The sequence below is a fragment of the Mesorhizobium sp. M0563 genome (assembly GCF_040321065.1).
Taxonomy (GTDB): domain Bacteria; phylum Pseudomonadota; class Alphaproteobacteria; order Rhizobiales; family Rhizobiaceae; genus Mesorhizobium.
In genome coordinates this window covers 21,132-46,148 of sequence record NZ_JAMYQV010000030.1, presented here as the reverse complement: position 1 = coordinate 46,148, position 25,017 = coordinate 21,132, and the positions used below count along the sequence as shown (strand labels likewise).

Below are 25,017 nucleotides of genomic sequence, written 5' to 3'. Positions count from 1 at the left end.
CGGCAGACTTTGCCAAGTGTGGGCCTACCATCACGGTAACTGTTAATGCACTAGGTACTATGAGAGAACTCGATTGTTGTGAGCCTAGGAGTTTTTCGACATCTAAATTCGGCTTCTGGTCCCAAAGGGATCGCAGGGGGCAACCTCTGAGATGAAAGCTTGGTGCTCTCGAATAACACCTCCATCCCCTCTTGCCATCCCCACCTGGCGCAGAGCCTGTTGCGGCGGCTCCTTTACCGTCGGGCCTGCTGACCAACCACTTATCGCCGCGCCTTCGGCGCGCATTTGTGACGGTCACCGCCCTCATGAAGCAACTCTGATCCCAAATATCATCGTGCGATGCCAAGCCGTTGCGGGAGGGGATCGGCAACGTCAGCAAAGTGGAACAATCCGGCAGCCGGCGGGTTTGTAGGATGAAGGGCGATCTGTTTCGGAGGAAGATTGCGATGAAACGCGTCCTTGCCCACCATGCGGTACGACTGATGCTCGGCGGCGCCTGTCTGCTGACGGTCGTCGAGATTCCCAACCCGATTGCGCCATTGTCGCTCGTGTCCGAGGCAAGGGCTGCCACCACCGTTTCGATCAGCACATTCTACGAAGACCTGTCTTCCTATGGTGATTGGGTCTCGTATCACGGAGCGACCGTTTTCGTGCCGGTTGATGTGCCTGACGATTGACGTCCCTATACCGTTGGACACTGGGCCTATACCGAGCAGTATGGCTGGCTGTGGGTATCCGACGAGCCATTCGGCTGGGCGACGTACCATTACGGCCGGTGGGGCTATGCCGACGATATCGGCTGGTACTGGGTTCCGGGCACCCGTTGGGCGCCGGCATGGGTCAGTTGGCGTCGTGACAGGGAGCACATGATTTGGGCTCCGCTGCCGCCGCGCCGCGATCCGGATCTGATTTCAATCGAGGTGACCTTCGACACGACGCCGGATTATTACTGGGTTGTGGTCCCCACCCGCGAATTCCTTGCTGCGGACATTTCCACCGTCGTTATCCGTGATGAGCCCGAGTTTGTGCGCATCGTCGAGGCGGCCGAGCCGGCCGGCGACGTGACGATCCAGAACAATGTGGTGATCAACAAAGTCATCGATGTCGATGTGATCGAGAAGGAGACGAACCAGGAGGTGACTGCCGTCAAGGTCAGCAAGACCGACGCGCCCGAACAGGCCGGCAAATTGGAAAACGATACGGTCACGGTCTTTGAAGGTGAGGTGAAAGCCGATGCCGATGCCAAACCGGCTAAGCTCAAAGACATCGAGGAGGTGAAGCAGGTTCAGGCTGGCCGCAAATCGAAGCCGACCGAAGGCGCAGCAACGACCGAACAGGCCGAACCGGAAAAGACCGCCAAGCCTGAGAAGCCGACGACCGAGGAGCAGCCCGCCGCCGGGCAGCAGCAGGCCGAACCCGAGCAGGCAGCCAAGCCTGAGAAGTCGAAGGCCAAGGAGCAACCCGCCACGGAACAGCAGCAGGCTGAGCCCGAACAGACGGCCAAGCCTGAGAAGCAGAAGACCAAGAAGCAGCCCGCCGCGGAACAGCAGCAGGCCGAGCCGGAACAGACGGCCAAGCCTGAGAAGCAGAAGACCAAGAAGCAGCCCGCCGCGGAACAGCAGCAGGCCGAGCCGGAGCAGGCGGCCAAGCCTGAGAAGCCGAAGACCAAGAAGCAGCCCGCCGCCGAGCAGCAGGCCGAGCCCGAGCAGGCGGCCAAGCCTGAGAAACCGAAGACCAGGAAGCAGCCAGCCGCCGAGCAGCAGCAGGCCGAGCCCGAGCAGGCGGCCAAGCCTGAAAAGCAGAAGGCCAAGGAGCAGCCCGCCGAGCAGCAGCAAGCCGAGCCGGAACAGGCGGCCAAGCCACAGAAGCAGAAAAACAAGGCGTGCGATCCGCAGACTGAGAGCTGCTAGCCGTACGGGTAGACTGCGGCACCGCGATTATTCGATCGCGGTGCTCGCTGAGCGACCATTCTCCCCTTGCCATCCCGACATCCTTCGTCCTAATCTCCCCCTGAGAAAACCTTTTCCCAATCCGCCTCGCGCCCGCTGACCTCATCAACCAGCAAGCCGCCGGACCATAAGAGAAAAGCTTTTCTCAACCGGGAGGATCGATTCCAAATCATGGCGTCCGACGTCCAGCCAACGCCCGCCAAGCAGCCCGTCACGCTTCGTGAGGTGGCGGCCATTGCCGGCGTCAGCGTTGCCACGGCGTCAAAAGCGCTGAACGGGCAGGGGCGGATGACGGCCGAGACGCGGAGCCGGATTCGTGAGACGGCGCAGCGGCTTGGCTTTCGCCCGAACAGCCTGGCGCAGAGCCTGCTCAGGCGGCGCTCTTTTACCGTCGGGCTGTTGACCAACGACACCTATGGCCGCTTTTCGCTGCCGCTGATGGCCGGCGTTTCCGATGCGCTGGTCGATGCCGGCGTCTCGGTGTTCCTGTGCAATGTCGAGGACGACCCACGCCTTGCCCAGCTGCATGTCGATGCCATGCTCGACAAGCGCGTCGACGGCATCATCGCCACCGGCAAGCGCATCGATCGCCATCTTCCGGTCGACCTCGCCAATCTCGGCATTCCGGCGATCTACGCCTTCACCGAGCCCGATCCCAACGCCATCGCGTTTGTGTCGGACGATGCCGGCGGGGCGCGGCTGGCGGTCGAGCATTTTTGCCGGCTCGGACGACGGCGCATCGCCCATGTCAGCGGTCCCGCGAGCTTTGCCGTGGTGCATGCCCGGGCCGAAGCCTATCGCGAGGTGCTGGCCGAGAACGGCCTGCCGGTCTTGGAGCCGCTGCTCGGCCCATGGTCGGAAGCCTGGGGCCACGAGGCGGTCAGAAGACTGTTCGACGGCGAGGGTTTCGACGGTACGCGCGAAAAGCCCGATGCGGTGTTCTGCGGCAACGACCAGATCGCGCGCGGCGTCATCGACGCTTTGCGCGAGCGCGGTATCGGCGTGCCGGACGAGGTCGGCGTCATCGGTTTCGACAATTGGCAGATCGTCGCCGAGGCAACCCGCCCGCCGCTGACCTCGGTCGACATGAATCTCGCAGCACTTGGCCGCGAGGCCGGCCTTGCCTTGCTTTCGCTCGTCGGCGGCGAACCCGCTCTGCCGGGCATTAGAAAACTGCCGTGCCGGTTGGTGGTGCGTCAGTCATGCGGCCGTCCGCCGGACGGCTGAACGAAACGGGCCGTGTCGATAGTCACCCGCTTGGGGGCGCGGCTAAATTAAGACGCTAAATTAAACCATGTGGAGGAGAAGCATGAGAACCACCATTACCGGGCTCGCCATCGCCGCGAGCATTTTCGGCACGCTTGCGACGGTCGGCTCGGCCGCCGCCGATACCGCCAACATCTGGGTTCGCGCCGACGGCTCGAACTTCATGCCGCGCATCGTCGATGCCTTCAACAAGGGGCATCAGAACCAGATCAAGCTGGACATCATCCCCAACGCCGAAATCATCCCGAAATACGGCGCTGCCGCCGCCGGCGGCACGGCGCCTGATGCGCTGTCGCTCGACCTGATCTACACGCCGTCCTTCGCCGCCGCCGGCCAACTGGAGGACATCACCGACTGGGCGAAATCGCTGCCCTATTTCGCCAGCCTGTCGCCGGCGCATGTCAAGACGGGCACCTATAAGGGCCGCATCTACGGGCTGCCGTTCTCGGCCGATTCCTCGGTGCTGATCTGGAACAAGAAGCTGTTCAAGCAGGCCGGCCTCGATCCGGAAAAGGGCCCGACCAACTGGGCCGAGATCGAAGCCGACGCCGAAAAGGTCAACGCGCTCGGCGGCGACATCAAGGGCTTCTACTTCTCCGGCAATTGCGGCGGCTGCAACATCTTCACCTTCACGCCGCTGATCTGGGCCTCGGGCGGCGACATCCTGACGGAGGACGGCTCCAAGGCGACGCTGGACACGCCGCAGATGCGCGGCGCCATCGACCTCTACCGTTCGATGGTCAAGAAGGACCTGGTGCCTTCAGGCGCGCAGACCGACACCGGCTCCAACTTCTTTGCCGCCTTCGCCACCGGCAATATCGGCATCTCGCCGTCCGGCGCCTTCGCCATCGGCGCGCTCAACACGCAATATCCCGACATCGACTACGGCATCACCTTCCTGCCCGGCAAGGATGGCGCCTGGTCGTCGTTTGCCGGCGGCGATAATTTCGTCGTCACCAAGGGCACCACCAAGGTCGCGGTGGTGAAGGAGTTCCTCGATTTCGCCTATTCGCTCGAAGGCCAGACCATCCTGGCGAAATACGGCAGCCTGCCGGTGCGCGGCGACATCGCCAATGAGGCGCTGAAAGACCTCGACCCGCGCTACAAGGTCGCCGCCGAAGCCATGGCCAAGGGCCGCACGCCCTATTCGGTGGTGTTCAACGATCTGATCAACTCGGCCAACGGTCCGTGGAACCAGATGATGAACGAGGTCTTCTTCGGTGAAGACGTCGACGGCGCCATCGCCAACGCGCAGGAGACCATGCAGTCGATCATCGATTCGGCGCCGCAGAAGTAAAGCGCCGGCGCTCCGGCCGCCCGCCTATCTCCCTGGGCGGGTGGCCGGACATTGCATCGGAAGACCGTCCGTAACTCACCTTGGAAGGACCGATTGTTAATGTCGGCACCGCCCCTCATCCGCCTGCCGGCACCTTCTCCCCGTATAGTGACGGGGAGAAGGGGCTGGCCGCGACCCTGGCACCCTTTCTGCAACGCTGGATGTTGGCGAAATCCTTTGCGAAGGCACCCTTCTCCCCGTCACTATACGGGGAGAAGTGCCCGGCAGGGCGATGAGGGGCAGCGCAAACCAGACGCGATTGACTTGGGGCGGGAGACCGAAGATTTGCAACCATTCAACCGCAAGAACCGCGCATGACCACCATCGCAGCAACCACCGCCGCACCCGCACGCGCATACAAACTGGTCGGCGCCGGCCGCCGGCAGTTGATCGGCCTGCTCTATGTCGCGCCGGCCGTTGCCCTGGTCGTGGTCTTCTTCATCGTGCCGCTTTGCATGACCGCCTGGATGTCGCTGCACAACTGGCCATTGATGGGCGCGCACAGCTTTGTCGGGCTCGACAATTACTGGGCGATCCTGCGCGACACCCGCTTCTGGAACGCGCTGAAGTTCACCGGTTATTACACAGTGGTGGTGACGATCGCGATTTTCGCCGTCGCCTTTCCGCTGGCGCTGTTCATCGAAAGGCCGCGGCAGCTGACCGGCCTTTACCGCACGTCCTTCTTCATGCCGGCGGTCATCGGTTTTGCCTCGGCCAGCCTTTTGTGGTCATGGCTGCTCAACGTCGATTCCGGCCTGTTCAGCCCAGCCGCCTTCGAGCTTGGCCTGACCGAGAAGAAATTCAACCTGCTGGCGACTTTCCAGCCGGCCTTCTGGTCGATCATCGCCATGGTGGTCTGGAAGGTGGCGGGGTTCACCATGATCATCCTGATGACCGGCCTGCAATCGATCCCGCCGGACCTGCAGGAAGCGGCGATGATCGACGGGGCAGGGCCATTCGCGCGGTTCCGCGCCATCACCTTGCCGCTGATGCGCCGCACGCTGGCGCTGGCGCTGATCCTGTCGGTGGCCGGCTCGATCCTCGCCTTCGACCAGTTCTACATCATCCTGCGCGGTGGGCCACGCAACCAGACGCTGACCGCCGTCTATTGGATCTTCAACCAGTCCTTCGTGTCGTTCAAGCTTGGCTATGGCGCCGCCCTATCGATGGTGCTGCTGGTCATCCTGGTCGCGCTCAGCCTCATCCAGCTGCGGCTGCTGCGCCAGCCCGAGGGGGTCGACTGATGGCGCAGGCAAGGAGCCGCAAACGCCGCATCGGCATGCAGATCGCCGAGCACGCGACCGGCATCATCGCATCCATTCTGTTCCTGGCGCCGATCGCCTGGACGGTGCTTTCGGCCTTCAAGCCGGCGCACGAGGCGCGCCAGCCGCCGCTGCCGCCCTGGCCGACGACGGGCTTTTCGCTAGAGAATTACGCCACGCTCAACACCTTCGGCGATGGCCTCTGGCTGCCGGCGCAAAACAGCATCTATGTCTCGGTCATGACGGTGGTGCTGTCGGTGATCGTCAGCGTGCTCGCCGGCTACGGTTTCTCGCGCTTCCGCTTTCCGCTGAAGAACCTGCTCTTCGTCGTCATCCTGTCGACGATCATGATCCCGTTCCAGTCGATCCTGACGCCGATCTTCCTGGTGCTGACAAAAATCGGCCTGCACAACACGCTGACCGGGCTGGTCTGCGTCTACGTCACGCTGCAGCTGCCGTTCTCAATCTTCATGATGCGCAACGCCTTCGACGCGGTGCCGCGCGAGATCGAGGAGGCCGCGCGCATGGACGGCGCCAACAATGTCACCATGCTGCTTAGGGTCATGCTGCCGCTGGTCTGGCCGGGCATCGTCACCATCGCGCTGTTTGCCTTCCTTGGCGCCTGGAACGAGTTTCTGGCGGCCCTCGTGCTGATGACCGACCAGTCCAAATTCACGCTGCCGATCATGATGACCGCACTGCAGTCCGGCCGCTTCGGCGCCATCGACTGGGGCGCCGTGCAGGCCGGCGTCACCGTGATGATGGTGCCGTGCCTGGTGCTCTTCCTGCTGCTGCAGCGCTTCTACATCCGCGGCCTGATGGCAGGGGCCGTCAAGTGACCAATCGAACCGAACCGGAGTAAATTGATGACCGCATCGCCATCCGCCAGTCAGGGCGCCAAGCCAAAACTCGCCTTCCGTCCGCTGCCGGTGCCGCAGGTCGACGTGCGCGGCTTCTGGGGCGACCGCGTCGATGCCGTCGCCAGCAAAACCGCCGGCATCCTCTACGACCGCTGCGTCGAGGCGCGCATGCTCGAGCAGATCGACCCGGACCGGCCGTCGCCCGGCGTCGTCATTCCGTTCCACTCACCCTCGCCGGACGAGGCGGCCACCGCCGGCAACGAGTTCACCGGATCGACGGTGACCACCCAGATGTTCTGGGACAGCGACTGGGGCAAGACCATCGAGACCGCCGCCTATTCGCTCTACCGCCGCCGCAACGACGAGCTGGAGAAGAAGATCGACGCCGTCATCGACATGTACGGCAGGCTGCAGCAGTCCGACGGCTATCTGTCGAGCTGGTACCAGCGCATCCAGCCCGGCCTGCGCTGGACCAATCTGCGCGATTGCCACGAGCTCTATTGCGCTGGCCATTTGATCGAAGGCGCGGTCGCCTATTACCAGGCCACAGGCAAACGCAAGCTGCTCGATATCATGTGCCGCTACGCCGACCATATCGCAGAAACATTCGGTCCCGAGCCCGGCAAGAAGAAGGGCTATTGCGGCCACGAGGAGATCGAGCTGGCGCTGGTCAAGCTGGCGCGGGTGACGGGCGAGCGCAAATACATGGAGCTTGCCAAATACTTCATCGATCAGCGCGGCCAGCAGCCGCATTATTTCGACGAGGAGGCGCGCGCCCGCGGCGCCGACCCGAAGGCCTATCACTTCAAGACCTACGAATACAACCAGTCGCACAAGCCCGTTCGCGAGCAGGACAAGGTCGTCGGCCATGCGGTGCGGGCGATGTACCTCTATTCGGGCATGGCCGACATCGCCACCGAATATGGCGACGACACGCTGCGGGTGGCGCTCGACCGGCTGTGGGACGATCTCATGACCAAGAACCTTTACGTGACTGGCGGTCTCGGGCCATCGTCGCACAACGAGGGTTTTACCGCCGATTACGACCTGCCCAACGACACCGCCTATGCCGAGACCTGTGCTTCGGTCGGCCTGGTGTTCTGGGCAAGCCGCATGCTCGGCATGGGCCCAAATGCGCGCTACGCCGACATCATGGAGCGGGCGCTCTACAACGGCTCGATCTCGGGCCTGTCGCTCGACGGCTCGCTGTTCTTCTACGAAAATCCGCTCGAAAGCCGCGGCGCCCACCACCGCTGGAAATGGCACCGCTGCCCGTGCTGCCCGCCCAATGTCGGGCGCATGGTCGCCTCGATCGGCAGCTATTTCTATGGCCTGTCGGACACAGCACTTGCCGTCCACCTCTATGGAAACGGCACGGCTCGTTTCGATATCGCCGGGGCGCAGATAGAGCTCACCCAGACCAGCAATTATCCCTGGGACGGCGCGGTCTCGATCTCCGTCGAACCGGAAGCGCCGACCGAGTTCACCTTGCACCTGCGGCTGCCGGCCTGGTGCCGCAAGGCAACGCTCAAGGTCAACGGCGCCGATATCGATCTGGATGCTGTCACCAGTGACGGCTATGCCGCGATCCGCCGCGAATGGCGCAAGGGCGACCGCGTCGAGCTCGATCTCGAAATGGCCGTCGACCGCCTCTACGCCAACCCGCAGGTGCGGCAGGATATCGGCCGCGTCGCACTGGCGCGCGGACCGCTGATCTATTGCATCGAAGAGACCGACAATTCCAGCCAGCTGCACCGCATCGCTCTACCGCGAACGGCCGACATCGAGACACACAAGCAGCCGAACCTTCTGGGCGGCGTCGTGACACTTTCGGCTATTGCCAAGAAGGAGGCTTTCGAAAACTGGGAAGAGGGGCTCTACCGCACCGAACCGCCGGCGGTCGAGGAAGCGAAAGTCACCGCCGTGCCGTACTTCGCCTGGGACAACCGCGATCCCGGCGAGATGCTGGTCTGGCTCAGGGACGAATAAAGCCCGACGGCGGCGCCCGGCCGATCTCCTCGGCCACAAGTTCCTGCAGCTGCCAGAGATTGCGGTCGCGGATGCCGCAGGCGTCGAGATGGCGAATGGTCTCGAACAGATATTCGGCGCCCGAACCCCAATGGCCGACGGCCATGGCCAGGGTCGCCGCTATCGCTCGCTTTTCGAGCTTGCCGGCATAGCGCGGATTGGCGGGATCGACAACGAAACCAAGCGCTTGGCCCATGCCGTCGCCCGTCCTGACCTGCAGCCAGCGCGGCACGTTGACGGCCGGCAGGATGGTCATCTCGCGGCGCAGCAGCGCTTCGAGATTAGCCGCCACTGGCTCGGCGATCTCGAACACCATCCCCTGGCATTGGCCGCCGCGGTCGAGCGCCATCATCAGGCCGGGCTGCTCCACCGTGCCCCTGAAGCGCTGCACCGTAAAACAGAACGAACGGTGCCAGCCCGTCGCTACGGCCCGTTCGCCACCCCTGACCTCGCCGGCCGGCTTCCATAGCAGCGAACCATAGGCGAACAGCTTCACCGGCCCGGCCGGCGCGCCGGCCAGCACCTCGTCGCGAATGCGCGCGTAATCGGCATCGGTCATGTAGACCATGCCCGGCGTCGGCCCGGCGTCCTCGACCGCCCGCAAGGTGCGGGCGACCAGCGCCTCGGTCAGCGCCATCGGTGACTTGCGCGGCGCCGACTGACGCCGCGATGCGGCGGAAATGACCTTGCTCATCCTCACACTCTCAGCTTTGCCGCCATGTTGCCGAAGGCTGGAGGATTCTCAAGGGCCGAGTACGCGGGCGCGGCATCAGGGTTCAAACTGTCGTGTACAACAGCTTGACGGAATCGCACAAAATACGCGGCGGACTTTTGCGCGTCGAATTCCAGCCACGGCACCGCATCGCTCTGCCGCGAACGGCTGAGATCGAGGCACACAAGCAGCGAACCGTCTGGGCGGCGGCGTCACGCTTTCGGCGATTGCCAAAAGGAGACTTTCGAAAACTGGAAAGGGGCTCTACCGCACCGAACCGCCGGCGGTCGAGGAAGTGAAAGTCGGCGCCGTGCCGCATTTCGCCTGGCACAACCGCGACCCCGGCGAGATGCTGGTCTGGCTCAGAAGCGCCGGATAGCGGTATCGCCAATTTGAGCCGCGTGAACGCCTTGAATTCGCCGGGGCGCGCGTCATCTAGCTTTGAGTGGCGCCTGCCATTTGAACGGGTGGAGGCAGATTTTGGCGCTCGAAGCTGTCGCGCGTCCGAACGCCGGTGGCCGCTTTGTTGCGGTAGCCGTCGTCGCGGTGCCGTTGGCTTTCGTCGTCAGTGGGCTGGCCATTCGCTATGCCGCATTTGCTTCGGTTTCGGCAGAACCCGGCTTCGCGGCCTATGCCCAGGCGCTCTGCCGCTGGGATTGCGCGTGGTATGTCGGCATTTCCGAACACGGCTATGAGCGCTTTCCCATTCCAGGCCAGAGCAATGTCGGACGCTGGGGCTTTTTCCCGCTCTATCCGATGCTGGTGGCGGCAATCCGGTCTGTTTTCCGCTTTCCGACGATACTCGTCGCGTCGATCACATCGATTGCGTGCAGCTATGCCGCCTGTCTGGTGGCGTGGCCACTGCTCGAGAAGAACATGCGCGCTTATGTTCTGTATTGCGCCTTCCTGCTCAGCGGCCCGTTCTCCTATCACTTCACGACTTTCCTGACCGAACCTCTTTTCGTACTCCTGACTTCGTGCGTTTTTCTGGCGCTCAAACGCTCCAGCTATCTGGCTGCGGGACTGTCATCGGCTCTCCTGTCGGCAACCAGGCTCGTCGGGGTGCTCGTTGTATTCGCGACCGTCATTCAGATGTTCACGGATTACCGCGCAAAGGGCGGATCGACGCTGTCGTTCCCGCGTTGGCTGCTTGGCCGACCGGATCTGCTCGTCGCCATCTTCATCTCGCCAGCCGGCCTATTCGCCTACATCCTGTTTCTCTATCTGACCATCGGCGACGGCTTTGCCTTCCTGCACGTGCAGCGCGCGTTTGGACGGGTGCCGGGCAATCCGCTCGCCTTTATATGGGACGGGTTTTCGGCCGTTCCGACAACTGGATGGCTGCCCACGGCGCCGCAATGGAGCGCGCTCGCCGCACTCATCGGACTGGCGCTATCGGCGGTTCTGGCGGTTCGCAGGCAATATGGCGCCGCGTTGTTCTGCGCCTGCTGCATCATCCTGCCGCTGATCACGAACCTGGCCTCGATGGTCAGATACGTCGTTGGGCTTGCACCTCTGACAATATTGCTGGCCATGCTGTCGTCGGCGTCGAAGCTGACTTTTCTTGCGGCTCTGGCTCTCTTCCTGGGCGCCTGTTATTTCATGACCGTGGCATGGATCGGAGGCTATCTTGCCCTGGTCTGACATTTCGGGCCGGTATCTGCGCGGGGCCAGGCTTGCCAGCTACGCGCTGGCGGCGGTTCTGGCGGGAACGGAAATCGTCATTCTTGCGCTTGCTCTCAATCCGAATGTCAACGCCAATTATCGCGCCTATTACATTGACCGGACGACGACCTGCCTCAATCGCGATGCGGTCGGCAGCTATACCCTAGGCGAGACGGTGTCGTTCCGGTCCGACGGAGCCAAAAAGGCAGCCGGCATGAGGGTCTGCGGCTGGTCGGGACCCGTTGCCGACGGCACCCATTCCCTAGGCGAGACCTCGCGGCTTCGGCTGAAGATACCGCCGCTCCACGACAGTGTGACGGCCACGCTGCAAATGGCCGCCGCCATTCGCCCGCCGCAGGTCACGCAGCGGATTATTATTTCGGTGAATGGCGTTCGGGTGCATGCGGTGACGCTGTCCGGCAAAGAGCCGCGAACGGTCTCGTTCGTCATTCCAACGGCGGCCCTCGCCGAGGCCAGGATACTCGATGTCGCCTTCGACTACCTCGACGGCATTCCGCCAAGTTCGGCCGCCAGCAACATCTACAAGCGCGCCATCAAATTGTTGTCGTTCCGGCTCGATCCTGTTGAGCCGGGTTAGGGCGGGCGATCACGTTGCTGGCCGGGTCTTCGCTGCGCAAAAACCCACCGGTCGAGCATGAGAAGATTGACCGCTGGAACAAGCAAGCATGTAACCAGAATGGCGATGATCGGCGGCAGGCCGAGTTTGGCCGTCAAAACCGCCGGCGCCGCGCAGGCAACGGCGAAGCCTGTCGCCGTCAGCAAGAAAAAACGCGGAGCTTCCGATCGATGCGATCCGCTCGACGCGAAAGTCACGAACTTATGCGCGAGATAAGAAAACAGGGCGGCTGCGGTGTAAGCCGCGAGCGAGGCACCGACCGGCGAGAGGCCGAACCGTTGCCATTTTACCAAAGCGGTGGCCATCACTGCATAAAGGATCGTTGCGGCGATGCCGACCGACCCGAAGCGCGCCAGCACCCTCAGCCCGGCGTCGCCGGTTGAACGGCGCTCAGACACGCGCACTACACGCATACTGCGCTCCAAGCGGCAAAGGCGCGAATACCCGCTCGACCCTTCTGGCCAAGGGCCTTGCCGATGGCAGCAGCAGGAAATGCTCGGAGCGGATGTCCCGGAAGCCTGTTTCCTGAAAAACGGACCTCGCTTTGGCGGCGTTGAGCAGAACCGCGTCGTGATCGAACGGACACCGGAACACAGCAAGGCGCGTCAGTGGATTGTAGGGATTGTGCTCGATAATGCAGGCGACGCCGCCCGGCCGTACGACGCGCCGCATTTCCAGGAAGAAATCGAGCCAGGAGGAGGGCGGAACGTGATGGACGACGCAACTAGCGAAAGCCAGATCGAACGTGCCGTCCTCGTAAGGCAGCCCCTGAGTGCTGCAGGTCCTGTAGGCCACACGCGGATTGTGTTGGCTGGCGTGCAAAATCGATTCTTGCGAGACATCGCAACCATCGACGCTGTCGAAAGCACCGTCGAGGTAGGGGTGGAGCGAACCGACGCCGCAGCCGACATCCAGCGCCCTTACAGCCGACCCACCCTGCCGAAGCTTTCGCTCGAAGACCAGACGCCGCAGCAGATCCGCCTTGGCGACAAGGAAGAAGTCGTGGCTGAGTCCGGAAAACCGGATGGACCCTTCGACCGCCTCGCCATAGTTGGATTTATAGCTGTCGAAGAGTTCGGCCATTGGCGGGGACTCCACTCCTGGGTTTGTGAAACGATCGGCGGCGCTCACCGGAGGCGGCACGCATCGACTCGTCGAAGCCGGTGAGCCGATCGATGACATAAAGCGGGCGGCGTTTCACCTCGGCGTGGATGCTGCCGACGTAGAGTCCGACCACGCCGGTCATGAAAAGGTTGATCCCGCACAGGAGCGACACGATCACCACCGTGGATGTCCACCCGGCAATGATCCCGGTTTCAAAAAACCAGGCAAAGATGGCGTAGGCGCCAAAGACCCCCGCAAGCGCGGAAATGACCAACCCGCCCCAGAGCGCCAGGCGCAACGGCTTCTCGGAGAAACTGACGATGCCGTGAACCGCAAGGTGCATCATCTTCCAGAACGGGTATTTGGTCTGGCCCAGGGTTCGTGCGTGGCGCTCAAATGGCACGGCCGTCTGCTTGAACCCCATCCAGCCGAACATGCCCCTGACGAAGCGGTCATGTTCGGGCATACGCTTGAAGGTTTCCAGCGCCTTGCGGCCGACTAGGCGGAAGTCGCCGACGTCGCGCGGAATATCGACCGACGTCATTTTCTCCAGCAGGCGATAGAAAAGACTTGCCGTAAAGCGCTTGAACCAGGATTCGCCCTCGCGCTTGACCCGGCGGGCGTAGACGATCTCGAAACCTTCCTTCCACTTAGCCACCAGATCGAGAACGACTTCCGGCGGATCCTGCAGGTCCGCATCCATGACGATGACGGCATCGCCCGCAGCGGCGTCCATGCCGGCGGTAATCGCCACCTGGTGGCCGAAATTGCGGGAAAATTCGATCAGCCGAAAGCGCGGCTCGGCGGCGACCACTTTTTGAAGGTATTCGACGCTTCCATCGCGGCTTCCGTCATCGACGAAGATGGCCTCCGTTTCGCCGTCCAGCCGGCCGATAAGCGAACTGATCCGCTCGATCAGCCGAGGCAGCACCTGTTCTTCATTGTATACGGGCAGGACCAGCGAGTAGCGCGGCGGTGACCTGTTCACCGTTATTCCCGGGCCTTGGACCACAGACTCTCGCATGCGGTTGAAAATGGAACGCAAGCTACAAAGTTCCAAAGGCAATTAAGAAACTGCTAATTTAGTTAGTTCTGAAGGGGATACCGATCCTCGAGGAGGACTGAAGGGTGTCGTGGTGACGTCGGACGTCCGCATCGAAGCGTGAAATTATCGGTAGGCTGCCGGCGCGATCGGCCTGGCGAGAAGCAGTCGCTGAGGCATAACCCGTTGACCGCATTGCCTGCTCCCGGACTTGCCTGTTGAAGCAGCACTACGGGTGACCTGAGCGTGCGGGCCGACCGCTTCGACGCATGTCAGACATGGCTCATGGAACATGGTCGCCGAGCCCGGCCGAGTATCGCGCTTGTAGGCCGCCGAGCGTCCTGGCCGGAACCTATCGTACCGGCCGGGCCTTAGCTGGTCCGGCCGGTACGATACAACACTTGCTGGCCAGACGAGGGCGGCCGTCAAGCGGCCGGCCGGATGTTTTGGTTCACCCGGAAGAGGTTGTTCGGGTCGTATTTCTTCTTTAGCGAGGCCAGGCGCTCGTAGTTATCGCCATAAGCCGCCTTGAGCCTTCCCTCGCCCTCGTCATCCATCATGAAGTTCAGATAGGCGCCACCCAGATCGAACGGATGCACGGCCTCCCAGTAGGCCTTGGTCCAGCGCGTCACCGGCCCCGCTTTCTGTGGGTCCGGATCGATCCCGGCGATGACCATCGACCAGGTCGCATCACGGTAATTCCAGGGTGTCTCGTCTTTGCCGACGCGATGGACCGCGCCGTCGATCGGATAGAGATGCATGAGCGATAGCTCGCTCGGTGTTTTCGCCGCCTGCTCGAGATGAGCGTCGATCGCCTCGTCGGACAGCGTCTTGACAAAATCGCCCCGCCAATACCACTGCATCCCCTTCGGGTAGAGCCCATCGAACATGCTCTGCACCGCGGGATAGGGCATCATTCCCATCCAATTGAACCAGGGCGCGGGGAGCGCATCGAGTAGCGGAGCCAGCGCCTCTCTGCCCTTTTCCTCCGGGCCGTTGTAGCAACACATCAGCAGACACATCCGCTCTCCCCAAAACTCTTCCGGGAACGGTGCGCTCGACAGGATCGTCTTGAGCCCGAGGAAGATCCCGAGTTCCTCGGGCGCGCGCGGCAGGAACTCGCGATAATGCTGCATGATGGTGCGGGCCTGGCGCTGATCCCATGCGATCGGCCCCGCAAAGACCATGCTGACCTGGTGGAGCTTGAACACAAAGCTGGTGACGACGCCGAAATTGCCGCCGCCGCCGCGAAGCGCCCAGAACAGGCTAGGGTTCCGCTCCTTGCTGGCGGTGACGAAGCTGCCGTCGGCAAGCACGACATCGGCCTCGACCAGATTGTCGATGGTCAGGCCATATTTGCGCGTCAGATAGCCATGGCCGCCGCTCAGCGTCAGTCCGGCGACCCCGGTGGTCGAGATGATGCCCGCCGGTACGGCCAGGCCAAAGGCATGGGTTGCGTGGTCGAGGTCGCCCTGAGTGCAGCCCGGACCCACCCGCGCCGTACGGGCATCCGGATCGACACGCACGCCGTTCATCGCCGACAGGTCGATCACCAGACCGTCGTCGCAACTCCCCAATCCTGGTCCGTTATGGCCGCCGCCACGTACCGCAACCAGCAAATTGTTGTCGCGGCCGAAATTCACCGCTGTGATCACGTCGGCCACGTCCACACAGCGGGCGATGATCAGCGGCCGCTTGTCGATCATGCCGTTGTAGAGCTTGCGGGCCTCATCATAGCGGGCGTCGCCGGTCCGGATGACTTCGCCCCGCAGGCTTGCTGCGAATTTGGTGATGTCTTCATCGTGCATGACATTCCTCCCTGTTATTGGACCTGTCGGCCGGTCGATGAAACGCTAATCCCGTCCGCTGTTCCCGCAAATGTCACATCGTCCATTTCTGTTGCCCGATCGTTCAGAGTAGGATTAGACCGGATGGGTAGTTGCTCGGGCGGCTGTATTGCCGGATAGTTCGAGATGCCTGGCCGAAAAACTCGTTGTCAAAGGGAGTAGCCGATCGTTTCCGGAGGTGTAGTGCATGGATGTCCTTTCCGATGTGCTCCGAGCCGTTCGCCTCACCGGTGCGATCTATTTCGACGTCGACGCCAGCTCTCCCTGGGTCGGCGAGTCGCCGGGCACGGCCGACATTGCCGCCGCCATCATGCCGGAGGCAGAGCACATCATTTCTTTTCATGCCGTGATGTCGGGCTCGTGCTGGGCCGCGCTGGCAGACGATTCGGTGCCCCCGGTGCTCGTGAACGCCGGTGATGTCGTTGTCTTCCCCGGTGGAGTTCCGAACGTCTTGAGCTCTTCGCCCGGAGCGCGGGGCGAACCCAATATGGCGATGTATTATCGGCCGATTGACGAGAGCCTGCCGTTCGCGGTGATCCATGGTGGCGGGGGAGACGAGCGGACCCGGTTCATTTGCGGGTATCTTGGCTGCGATGCACGTCCCTTCAATCCTCTCCTCGCTGCATTGCCGGCCATCCTGTGTGCCCGCAAGCCCGCCGATGGAAGCAGCTGGGTTATCGACCTGTTTCGGCTGGCGCTGGCCGAAGGTGGCAGTGGGCGGGCGGGCGGTGAAACGATCCTCGCCAAGCTGAGCGAGCTGATGTTTGTCGAGATCATCCGCCGCCATCTTGAGACCCTCCCCGGCGATTCGCGCGGCTGGCTGTCAGGCCTACGGGATCCACATGTCGGCGAGGCGCTCCGGCTCATCCACGCTCGCCCCAGGGAGGAATGGACATTGGACCGGCTCGCCCGCGAAGTAGGGCTCTCGCGCACGGCGTTTGCGAGCCGCTTTACCCACTATGTCGAGGTCTCGCCGATGCACTATCTTGCTCGCTGGCGTCTGCAACTGGCGGGACGTTTGCTCGAACGGCCCGAAATGAGCATCGCGCAAGCGGGTGCCGACGTCGGCTACGAGTCGGAAGCCGCCTTCAATCGCGCCTTCAAAAAGTTCGTCGGCATTCCACCTGGCACCTGGCGAAAGGGACGGTCGGCGTTGCTCGAGGCTCAAAGATTGCCCGCTGGCGTCGTGCAATAGGAAAGAACTGGCCGGGCGTTGACGCTGCGGTCTGCGTGCCGCGTCCCAATGCTCGAAAGCCCCCTGGCACAAAGCGGTCGACGATGACCGGCCGCCTCGGCGCGCTAGGGCGAGGCGTTTCAGGCTTCGCGCCTCAATCCTTCGCGCGCTCGACATACGCGCCATCCGCCGTCATCACCACCACGCGGGTGCCGGCGCTGATGTGTGGTGGCACCAGGGTACGCACGCCGTTGGACAGCGTTGCCGGCTTGTAGGACGAGGACGCCGTCTGGCCCTTGGTCACCGGCTCGGTCTCGACCACCTCGAAAGTGGCGCGCTGCGGCAGTACCAGCGAGATGGCGATGCTGTTGTATTGCGAGATCTGCACCGGCATGCCTTCCACCAGGTAGGGCGCCATGTCGCCGACCACGCTCTCCGGCACCGCCACCTGGTCGTAGCTCTCCGGGTTCATGAAATGAAAGCCTTCGCCGTCCTGGTAGAGGAAAGTGTGCTCGCGCTCCTCGACATAGGCGCGCTCGACCTGCTCGGTGGTGCGGTAACGCTCGGAAACTTTAACCCCGTCGGAGATACGCCGCATGTCGAGCTGGGTGACCGGCGTACCCTTGCCAGGATGAATGTTTTCGGCAAAGAGGATCACATAAAGCTTGCCGTCCTTTTCGACGACGTTGCCTTTGCGTAAGGAGCTGGCGATGACCTTCACGGGTTTCCATCCTGATAAAATTTGTTGGCGCAAATCGGCTGGAGAGGCCGTTGGGTGCGGCCTAGCGCATCTTGGCCGCAATCGCCAGCCCTCTGTGCAATTCGCCTGAAGCCGATGACCGCCGCTTCGCCATGGTGGACGCCGCATGTCCATGCCGACCGCCGGCCGCGGCTGATCCTGCGCAACGCCATTGCCGCCGGCATGCGCGACTGGTTCGCCCGCCGTGACTTCGTGGAGGTGGAGACATCGGCCCTGCAGATCTCGCCCGGCAATGAAGCGCATCTGTCGGCCTTTGCCACCGAGGCGATCGGGCCGGACGGGCAGCGCCAGCCGCTCTACCTCCACACTTCGCCGGAATTCGCCTGCAAGAAGCTGCTTGCCGCCGGCGAGGAGCGCATCTTCAGCCTCGCTGCTGTGTGGCGCAACCGTGAGCGCGGCCCCTTGCACCATCCGGAGTTCACCATGCTCGAATGGTACCGCGTCGGCGAGGCCTATGAGAGCCTGATGCGCGATTGCGCCGAGCTCGTCGCGCTGGCGGCCGAACGGGCGGGCGCAAAGCGTTTTAGCTTCCGCGGCCGCGAGGCCGACCCGTTCGCCGAGCCGGAACGGTTGAGCGTCGCCGAAGCCTTCATGCGCCATGCCGGCATCGATCTGCTGGCGACTGTGGCAGCCGATGGCAGCACCGACCGCGCGGGGTTGCATGCCGCCCTGGTCCAGGCCGGATTGCGGACCGCGCCCGACGACAATTGGGCCGACCTGTTCAGCCGGGTGATGGTCGAAAAAATCGAACCGGCGCTGGGGCAGGGGCGCGCCACCATTCTTTTCGGATATCCGATCTCGGAGGCGGCATTGGCCAGGCCGAGCGCCGACGATCCACGCACCGCCGAGCGTTTTGAGCTTTATTGCTGCGGCGTCGAGCTTGCCAACGCCTTTGGCGAGTTGATCGATCCGGCCGAGCAGCGCCGGCGCTTTGCCGCCGAAATGGACGAAAAGCAGCGTGTCTATGGCGAACGCTATCCGATCGACGAGGATTTCCTCGCCGCCCTCGCCATCACGCCGCAAGCGAGCGGCGCGGCGCTCGGCTTCGACCGGCTGGTGATGCTCGCCACCGGCGCGCTCAGGATCGACGACGTGATCTGGACGCCGGTGGCCGCTTCCTGAGGGATTGTCGATCTCGCCATTGCCGCTCACCTGCCTGACACTGGCAGCCCTGTTCAGGCGCTTGATGCCCCCGCTTTGCGCCTTCTCCCATTGCAGAAGCTGCATCGGGACAATAGATGGTGCAGCAGCGGCTGCCCTTCAGCCGGCCGGAAATAACAGGATTATGCGCATGACCGATACGCTCGACGCAGCGAAACTGACCGACCGCGTCGCGGCCCTGGTCGAGGCTGCCAAACGGGCCGGCGCCGATGCCGCCGATGCGGTTGCAGTACGCGGCCGCTCAACCGGTGTGTCGGTGCGGCTTGGCAAGGTCGAAGGCACAGAGGCGTCCGAGAGCGAGGACGTCTCGTTGCGCGTCTTCGTCGGCAGACGGGTGGCGAGCGTTTCGGCAACGGCGGCATCCGACCCCAATATGCTGGCTGAGCGCGCCGTCGCCATGGCCAAAGTGTCGCCCGAAGATCCCTATCAGGGTCTCGCCGATCCGGCCTTGCTGGTCAAAAAGCCGCGCGATCTCGATCTGTTCGACGCCACCGAGGTATCGGCGGACCAGTTGAAGGAAGCAGCCCTTGCCGCCGAGGCGGCGGCGCTTGCCGTCAAGGGCGTCACCAATTCGGCCGGCAGCGGCGCCAGCGCCGGGCTCGGCGGCCTTGTGCTCGCCACTTCGCATGGGTTTGTCGGCCATTATGTCACGTCGCGCTTTTCGCGCTCGACCAGCGTGATCGCCGGCGAGGGCACCGGCATGGAGCGCGATTACGAATTCTCCTCGCGCCAGCATTTTTCCGATCTCGACGCGCCGGAAGACATCGGCCGCAAGGCCGGTGAGCGCGCCGTACGCCGCATTGGCGCGCGCAAGGCGGCGACCGGGCCGGTCGACGTGGTGTTCGATCCGCGCGTCGCGCGCGGCATTGCCGGCCATCTCGCCGGTGCCATCAATGGCGCCGCGGTGGCGCGCAAGACCAGCTTTCTGCGCGACATGATGGGCAAGAAGGTGGCTTCGGCCGCAATCACCGTCACCGACGAGCCGCTCCGGCGCCGCGGCCAGGCCTCGCGCCCCTTCGACGGCGAAGGCGTCGAGGGCGAGAAATTGTTCATGGTCGACAAGGGCGTGCTCAACCACTGGTTCCTGTCGACCTCGGCGGCGCGGGAACTCGGCCTCGTCACCAATGGGCGCGGCTCGCGCAGCGGCTCGTCGGTCTCGCCATCGTCGACCAATCTCGCCATCGAGCCCGGGGAAAACACGCCGGAAGAGCTGATCAAGTCGCTCGAGACCGGCTTCTACGTCACCGAAGTGTTCGGCCAGGGGGTCGACATGGTGACGGGCGAATATAGCCGCGGCGCTTCCGGCTTCTGGATCGAGAATGGCGAGCTGGCCTATCCCGTTGCCGAGGTGACCATCGCCTCCAATTTGAAGACGATGTTCCTCAACATGGTTCCGGCGAGCGATCTCGACCGCAATTTCGGCACTGCCGCGCCCACGCTTTTGATCGAAGGGATGACCCTTGCCGGAGCTTGATCCGGCCGTCTCGGCCGGCGCTACTGAAGACCTGCAGCTGCTGCGCGACGCTGCCCGCGAGGCGGGGCTCATCGCCATGCAGTACTTCAACAACAATCCGCAAGTGTGGATGAAGGGCGGCACCTCGCCGGTCAGCGAAGCTGATCACGCCGCCGACAAATATCTGCGCGAGACCTTGCTGGCGGCCCGGCCGGACTATGGCTGGTTGTCGGAGGAAACCGTCGACGACCCGGTAAGGCTTGTCGCGCGCCGCACCTTCGTCGTCGATCCGATCGACGGCACGCGCGGCTTCCTCGAAGGCCTGCCCACATGGTGCGTCAGCGTCGCGGTGGTCGAGAACGGCCGCACGCTTGCCGGCGTGCTCGACTGCCCGGCGAAGGGCGAAATCTATTGGGCGCTGCCGGGCGAGGGCGCATTCCTGAATGGCAAGCGCATCGGCGTGCGTCCGCCGTCGGAAACGGCCGAAATCGCCGGACCGAAGGCGATGATCGACCTGATGCCGGCGAAATGGCACAAACGGCTGAAGCGCGTGCCCTATATTCCTTCGCTCGCCTACAGGTTGGCGATGATCGCCGGCGGCCAGCTCGATGCCACCTTCGTCAAGGCCAACGCGCATGACTGGGACATCGCCGCGGCCGACCTCATCCTGCGCGAGGCAGGCGGCGCCGTGCTCGATCGGCACGGCCGCGCGCCGCTCTATGCCGGCGAAGTGATCCGCCACGGCGCGCTTGCCGCCGGCAGCGGCGAACTCCTCGCTGTGCTCGCCGGCGTCATCGCCGGGCTGGACAATTGACCATCATCAATAGTTCCAAAGTCGGCGGCTTTGGTCTAGACCTGTCCCAAACTCACGATATGTGAAGGATCGACATGGCCGCTGAAGACGGAAAGAAACAGCTTTTGCACCTGGTGTTCGGCGGCGAACTCAAGAAGCTGGGCGGCACCGAATTCCGCGACCTCGACGCGCTCGACGTAGTCGGCATCTATCCCGACTATCAATCGGCGCACGCCGTCTGGAAGGCCAAGGCGCAAGCCAGCGTCGACAATGCCCATATGCGTTATTTCGTCGTTCACCTGCACCGCCTGCTCGACCCCGAAAACAAGGCTGCCGGTTGACATCGATGAACCATGAAGCGGTCAAGCGATCAGCCCCGCGGTCGGCGGTCAGACGTCGCAAGCCGAAGACGTTCTGGCGCAAGATCCGCGAACCGCTGGCGCAGTCGCGATTCGTCAAGAATGCGCTTGCCGCGCTGTTTGCGTATTTCGTCCGCCTTGTCCGCCTGACCAACCGCATGGTCGACGGATCGGCGAAGTTTTCTGGCGGCGCCTATGCGCAGCTCGAGCCTGGCATCATCGCGCTCTGGCACGGCCAGCATCTGCTGACGCCGGCCTATTATCCCAAGGGACGGCCACTGGTTGCCATGGTGTCGCGCAGCGCCGATGCCGAGCTCAACGCGCTGATGGTCGAGAAATTCGGCATCGAGGCGGTGCGCGGCTCTGGCGGGCGCGAAAGCGCAAGGCATCTCGACAAGGGCGGCGCCAAGGCGCTCATCGCCCTCAAAAAGTCGCTCGCCACCGGCAAGAATGTCGCCATGATTGCTGATATTCCCCACGGCACGCCGCGCGATGCGGGGCTCGGCGTCGTCCTCCTGGCGCGGCTGTCCGGCCGGCCGATCCTGCCTGCCGCGATTGCCACCAGCCGCCGCAAGGTGATCGAGGGCAGCTGGGACAAGACGACGATCAACTTGCCCTTCGGCCGCTCCTCGATTGTCGTCGGCACGCCTGTCTTCGTGCCGGCCAACGCAGACGCCGCGGAAATGGAACGCAAGCGCCAGGAGGTCACGGCCTCGCTCAATGCCGCGACCGCCGAGGCCTATCGCCTTGTGGACGGTTCGAAATGAGTATGCGCTGGGCGCGCGCCTTCCTGACGGCATACCGCTTCGCCGGGGCCGCCGCCTACCCGCTGGTCGGACCTTATGTCGCCTGGCGCACATCCAGAGGCAAGGAGGATCGCATTCGCCGGCGCGAGCGCTACGGCGTCGCCGGACGCGAGCGCCCCGAAGGCCCGGTGATCTGGATCCATGCAGCCAGCGTCGGCGAGACCATCGCCGTCGTGCCGCTGGTCGAGAGCATTCTCGACTACGGCGTCAACATCGTGCTGACGACGGGCACCGTCACCTCGGCGCAGGTCGCCGAAGAACGGCTGGGCGGCCGCATCATCCACCAATATGTGCCGCTCGACCTCAAGCCGGCGGTCAGCCGCTTCCTCGATCATTGGCAACCGGACCTGGCGATCATCGCCGAATCGGAGATCTGGCCGATGACCATCCTGGAACTCGGCGCCCGCCGCGTGCCGCAGGTTCTGGTCAATGGCAGGCTGTCCGACCGCTCCTTCAAATCCTGGAAGAAGCGCGCCAACATCGCCGAAGCATTGTTCGAAAATCTCGCCCATGTCGTCGCCCAGTCGGATCTCGATGGCGAGCGCTTCCTTTCGCTCGGCGCCCGGCCGGTCACCGTGTCCGGCAATCTCAAGGTCGACACCGCGCCGCCGCCGGCCGACGAACGGGCATTGGCGGCGCTGAAACGCCAGATCGGCGCTCGCCCGACCTGGGCGGCGATCTCGACCCATGACGGCGAAGAGGCGGTCGCGGCCGAAGTTCACGCCATGCTGCACAAGCGGCACCACGGGCTTTTGACGATCATCGTGCCGCGCCATCCCGAACGCGCCGGGCAGCTGGCCGCCCAGATTTCCGGCATGGGCCTGAAGCTGGCGCAGCGCAGCAAGGGCGACAGGATCACCGCCGATACCGATATTCTGCTCGGCGACACGATCGGCGAGATGGGGCTTTATCTGAGGCTGACGGAAATTGCCTTTGTCGGCCGTTCGCTGACTTCCGAGGGCGGCCAGAACCCGCTGGAACCGGCCATGCTGGAGACAGCGGTGCTTGCCGGCCGCAACGTCCAGAATTTTCGCGAGGCCTATCAGCGCCTGCTCGACAGTGGCGGCGCCAAGCTGGTGCGCGACCGCGATATGCTGGCCGGCGCCGTGAATTTCCTTTTGACCAACGAGGTGGCTCGTCACGAAATGATGGCGGCGGGTGCGGCGACGGTCGACGAGATGCGCGGTGCGCTGGCGCACACGCTCAGGTCGCTCGAGCCCTATATCCAGCCGCTGGTCGTCAAGTCGCGCCTGAAGGGCGCGAACGGGCGCTGACGTGACCTCGGAAGCGCCGCCTTTTTGGTGGGAAGAGCCGGACTGGCGGGTCATGGCGCTGTCACCGCTTTCCGCCATCTATGCGCTTATCGCCGGTCGCCGCATGCGGCACGCGCCGCGCGAAAAAGTCGAGGCGCCGGTGCTCTGCATCGGCAACTTCACGGTCGGCGGCACCGGCAAGACGCCAGTGGCGATCGCATTGGCCGAGCAGGCCCGGCGCATGCAGCTCAATCCGGGTTTCCTGTCGCGCGGCCATGGCGGCTCCTTCGCGCAGCCACATATCGTCGATCCGCACCATGACGCCGCCAAGCATGTCGGCGACGAGCCGCTGCTTCTGGCCGAACATGCGCCGGTCGCGGTGACGCCGAACCGGGCCGCCGGCGCCAGGCTTCTGCTGGAGAAGCTCGGCTGCGATTTCCTGATCATGGATGACGGTTTTCAGAGCGCGCGCATCCACATCGATTATGCGCTGGTCGTCGTCGACGCGCGCCATGGCATCGGCAATGGCCGCGTCATCCCCGGCGGACCGCTGCGGGCGAACATCGTCGACCAGTTGGTCTTCACCAGCGCCTTGCTGAAGATGGGCGAGGGCACCGCGGCCGACACGGTCGTGCGTCAGGCAGCGCGCGCCGGCAGGCCGATCTTCGAGGCGCACACCGCCCCGAGCAGCACGGTGATGCTGGCCGGGAGGCGGTTCCTGGCGTTCGCCGGCATCGGCCATCCCGACAAGTTTTTCGACACCGTAGCCGAGGCCGGCGGCGAGCTTGCGCTGACCCGACCGTTTCCTGACCATCATTTCTACAGCGCGGACGAGCTTGCCGAATTGGCGGCGACGGCACGTAAAGCCGGGCTTGGCCTCATTACCACTGCCAAGGATGCTGCCCGCCTGCGTCACGGCGCAGCGCCGCCGGAATTCCTCGACCGGCTCGATGTGCTGGAGATCGACACCGTCTTCGAGCTCGACCATGTGCCGCAACGCATCATCGACGAGACGCTGGATGCCTGGCGGCAGCGCAGGCTTAGAGGCTGACCAGCAGCTTGGGCACCGAGGCAATGCGGGGACCGGAATTTTTCCGCCGGTCGAGCGTATTTTGTTCTTGCTTTGTGCCGGCAGCTATGCTACTAATTTGTATATGGTGATGATTCGCCGACGACCCGCCCTCGAGCCCCGAGGCGGGTTTTTTATTTCAAGATAACTTCTAAGGTTTCGGTGTCGCTGGCTTGACGTCGCGGCAGGAGACGGCGCGCGAAGGATCGCAACGGGGCGACTTGCATTTGCGTCAGACTACCGTCGGCGGCGCAGTTCCGGATGCGCTTCGATCTCGCGGCGCAATGATGCAGCGGCATTCAGATAGGGTTCCTGCCTGGCGACACTCCAATATTTGAGCTCGTCGAGCGGGATGCTCTCGCCGGTCACCGCACAGCGAACGAAGGCGCCGGGGCTAGTCACCTGGAAGTCGCCGTCGAGATAGCGGATGCGGGCTTCCTTGCCGCCGGGGCCTTCGAAACGGTTCATCATGGGGTGGAGC

At 63.6% G+C, this 25,017-nt stretch carries 24 protein-coding genes and 1 pseudogene; 18 read left to right on the top strand and 7 right to left on the bottom strand.

What is annotated here, in order from left to right; translation table 11 throughout:
- The first annotated feature begins 446 nt into the window (after positions 1 to 446).
- From NKI50_RS27965 to NKI50_RS27935, 7 genes and pseudogenes are all read left to right on the top strand, one after another.
- Positions 447 to 677, top strand: coding sequence for a hypothetical protein (locus tag NKI50_RS27965; RefSeq protein ID WP_352639997.1), 231 nt, complete (start codon positions 447 to 449; stop codon positions 675 to 677).
- Positions 678 to 689: 12 nt separating this feature from the next.
- Positions 690 to 1,910 (top strand): annotated as a pseudogene (locus tag NKI50_RS27960) (DUF6600 domain-containing protein); the annotation flags it as partial.
- A gap of 210 nt (positions 1,911 to 2,120) precedes the next feature.
- On the top strand, positions 2,121 to 3,176 hold the full coding sequence (locus NKI50_RS27955) for a LacI family DNA-binding transcriptional regulator (RefSeq protein ID WP_023717149.1): 1,056 nt from the start codon (positions 2,121 to 2,123) through the stop codon (positions 3,174 to 3,176).
- A gap of 82 nt (positions 3,177 to 3,258) precedes the next feature.
- Complete coding sequence (locus NKI50_RS27950) at positions 3,259 to 4,512, top strand: ABC transporter substrate-binding protein (protein ID WP_023717150.1); 1,254 nt, start codon at positions 3,259 to 3,261, stop codon at positions 4,510 to 4,512.
- A 353-nt stretch (positions 4,513 to 4,865) separates the two neighbouring features.
- Entirely contained in the window at positions 4,866 to 5,795 is a 930-nt protein-coding gene (locus tag NKI50_RS27945) for a carbohydrate ABC transporter permease (protein ID WP_352548962.1), read from the top strand.
- On the top strand, positions 5,795 to 6,652 hold the full coding sequence (locus NKI50_RS27940) for a carbohydrate ABC transporter permease (RefSeq protein ID WP_023717151.1): 858 nt from the start codon (positions 5,795 to 5,797) through the stop codon (positions 6,650 to 6,652). The genes NKI50_RS27945 and NKI50_RS27940 overlap by 1 nt, the downstream gene beginning before the upstream one ends.
- A 27-nt stretch (positions 6,653 to 6,679) precedes the next feature.
- A complete protein-coding gene (locus NKI50_RS27935) occupies positions 6,680 to 8,662 on the top strand; it encodes a glycoside hydrolase family 127 protein (protein ID WP_023717152.1) in 1,983 nt (660 codons plus the stop codon).
- On the opposite strand, the gene NKI50_RS27930 is transcribed toward NKI50_RS27935, so the two are convergent.
- The gene (locus NKI50_RS27930) at positions 8,649 to 9,395 is read right to left on the bottom strand and encodes a gamma-glutamylcyclotransferase (protein WP_023717153.1); all 747 of its coding nucleotides are present in this window, start codon (positions 9,393 to 9,395) and stop codon (positions 8,649 to 8,651) included. The two genes, NKI50_RS27935 and NKI50_RS27930, sit on opposite strands and share 14 nt — an antisense overlap.
- Positions 9,396 to 9,708: 313 nt before the next feature.
- On the opposite strand from NKI50_RS27930, the gene NKI50_RS27925 reads away from it, so the two are divergent.
- The 3 genes from NKI50_RS27925 (at position 9,709) to NKI50_RS27915 (ending at position 11,676) form a co-directional block, all read left to right on the top strand.
- Positions 9,709 to 9,792 carry a hypothetical protein gene (locus NKI50_RS27925; RefSeq protein ID WP_352481318.1) on the top strand — a complete coding sequence of 28 codons (84 nt, stop codon included), beginning with the start codon at positions 9,709 to 9,711 and terminating at the stop codon, positions 9,790 to 9,792.
- Between the two features lie 101 nt (positions 9,793 to 9,893).
- Positions 9,894 to 11,057 carry a putative hexosyltransferase gene (locus tag NKI50_RS27920; RefSeq protein WP_023717154.1) on the top strand — a complete coding sequence of 388 codons (1,164 nt, stop codon included), beginning with the start codon at positions 9,894 to 9,896 and terminating at the stop codon, positions 11,055 to 11,057.
- The gene (locus tag NKI50_RS27915; RefSeq protein ID WP_352718272.1) at positions 11,044 to 11,676 is read left to right on the top strand and encodes a hypothetical protein; all 633 of its coding nucleotides are present in this window, start codon (positions 11,044 to 11,046) and stop codon (positions 11,674 to 11,676) included. Before NKI50_RS27920 ends, NKI50_RS27915 begins: the two co-directional genes overlap by 14 nt.
- On the opposite strand, the gene NKI50_RS27910 is transcribed toward NKI50_RS27915, so the two are convergent.
- The 4 genes from NKI50_RS27910 to NKI50_RS27895 form a co-directional block, all read right to left on the bottom strand.
- Positions 11,673 to 12,128: a GtrA family protein gene (locus NKI50_RS27910; RefSeq protein ID WP_023717156.1), complete on the bottom strand. Its 456-nt coding sequence runs from the start codon at positions 12,126 to 12,128 to the stop codon at positions 11,673 to 11,675. The two genes, NKI50_RS27915 and NKI50_RS27910, sit on opposite strands and share 4 nt — an antisense overlap.
- Positions 12,106 to 12,798 carry a class I SAM-dependent methyltransferase gene (locus tag NKI50_RS27905; RefSeq protein ID WP_023717157.1) on the bottom strand — a complete coding sequence of 231 codons (693 nt, stop codon included), beginning with the start codon at positions 12,796 to 12,798 and terminating at the stop codon, positions 12,106 to 12,108. Before NKI50_RS27905 ends, NKI50_RS27910 begins: the two co-directional genes overlap by 23 nt.
- Positions 12,773 to 13,843 carry a glycosyltransferase family 2 protein gene (locus NKI50_RS27900; protein WP_156948034.1) on the bottom strand — a complete coding sequence of 357 codons (1,071 nt, stop codon included), beginning with the start codon at positions 13,841 to 13,843 and terminating at the stop codon, positions 12,773 to 12,775. Before NKI50_RS27900 ends, NKI50_RS27905 begins: the two co-directional genes overlap by 26 nt.
- Positions 13,844 to 14,286: 443 nt before the next feature.
- Entirely contained in the window at positions 14,287 to 15,669 is a 1,383-nt protein-coding gene (locus tag NKI50_RS27895; protein ID WP_023717159.1) for an FAD-binding oxidoreductase, read from the bottom strand.
- A 226-nt stretch (positions 15,670 to 15,895) separates the two neighbouring features.
- Between NKI50_RS27895 and NKI50_RS27890 the strand changes: the two genes are divergently transcribed.
- Positions 15,896 to 16,903, top strand: coding sequence for an AraC family transcriptional regulator (locus tag NKI50_RS27890; protein WP_023717160.1), 1,008 nt, complete (start codon positions 15,896 to 15,898; stop codon positions 16,901 to 16,903).
- Between the two features lie 133 nt (positions 16,904 to 17,036).
- On the opposite strand, the gene efp is transcribed toward NKI50_RS27890, so the two are convergent.
- Positions 17,037 to 17,603, bottom strand: a complete 567-nt coding sequence (gene efp, locus NKI50_RS27885) for an elongation factor P (protein WP_023717161.1) — start codon at positions 17,601 to 17,603, stop codon at positions 17,037 to 17,039.
- A 114-nt stretch (positions 17,604 to 17,717) separates the two neighbouring features.
- Here efp and epmA point away from each other — a divergent pair, with 114 nt between their 5' ends.
- The 7 genes from epmA to lpxK all read left to right on the top strand — a co-directional run bounded on the left by epmA (position 17,718) and on the right by lpxK (position 24,518).
- The gene (epmA, locus tag NKI50_RS27880) at positions 17,718 to 18,764 is read left to right on the top strand and encodes an EF-P lysine aminoacylase EpmA (RefSeq protein WP_023717162.1); all 1,047 of its coding nucleotides are present in this window, start codon (positions 17,718 to 17,720) and stop codon (positions 18,762 to 18,764) included.
- 169 nt (positions 18,765 to 18,933) lie between these two features.
- Positions 18,934 to 20,277, top strand: coding sequence for a TldD/PmbA family protein (locus tag NKI50_RS27875; protein ID WP_352496160.1), 1,344 nt, complete (start codon positions 18,934 to 18,936; stop codon positions 20,275 to 20,277).
- Positions 20,264 to 21,070, top strand: a complete 807-nt coding sequence (locus NKI50_RS27870; protein ID WP_352496159.1) for a 3'(2'),5'-bisphosphate nucleotidase CysQ — start codon at positions 20,264 to 20,266, stop codon at positions 21,068 to 21,070. The genes NKI50_RS27875 and NKI50_RS27870 overlap by 14 nt, the downstream gene beginning before the upstream one ends.
- Positions 21,071 to 21,144: 74 nt before the next feature.
- Positions 21,145 to 21,390 carry a DUF4170 domain-containing protein gene (locus NKI50_RS27865; protein ID WP_023717165.1) on the top strand — a complete coding sequence of 82 codons (246 nt, stop codon included), beginning with the start codon at positions 21,145 to 21,147 and terminating at the stop codon, positions 21,388 to 21,390.
- A 5-nt stretch (positions 21,391 to 21,395) separates the two neighbouring features.
- On the top strand, positions 21,396 to 22,175 hold the full coding sequence (locus tag NKI50_RS27860) for a lysophospholipid acyltransferase family protein (protein WP_023717166.1): 780 nt from the start codon (positions 21,396 to 21,398) through the stop codon (positions 22,173 to 22,175).
- A complete protein-coding gene (gene waaA, locus NKI50_RS27855; RefSeq protein WP_023717167.1) occupies positions 22,172 to 23,488 on the top strand; it encodes a lipid IV(A) 3-deoxy-D-manno-octulosonic acid transferase in 1,317 nt (438 codons plus the stop codon). Before NKI50_RS27860 ends, waaA begins: the two co-directional genes overlap by 4 nt.
- 1 nt (position 23,489) lies before the next feature.
- A complete protein-coding gene (lpxK, locus tag NKI50_RS27850; RefSeq protein ID WP_352496158.1) occupies positions 23,490 to 24,518 on the top strand; it encodes a tetraacyldisaccharide 4'-kinase in 1,029 nt (342 codons plus the stop codon).
- Between the two features lie 255 nt (positions 24,519 to 24,773).
- Here the strand turns inward: lpxK and NKI50_RS27845 are convergent, their stop codons facing one another.
- Positions 24,774 to 25,007, bottom strand: a complete 234-nt coding sequence (locus NKI50_RS27845) for a DUF2093 domain-containing protein (RefSeq protein WP_031193470.1) — start codon at positions 25,005 to 25,007, stop codon at positions 24,774 to 24,776.
- Positions 25,008 to 25,017 lie beyond the last annotated feature (10 nt).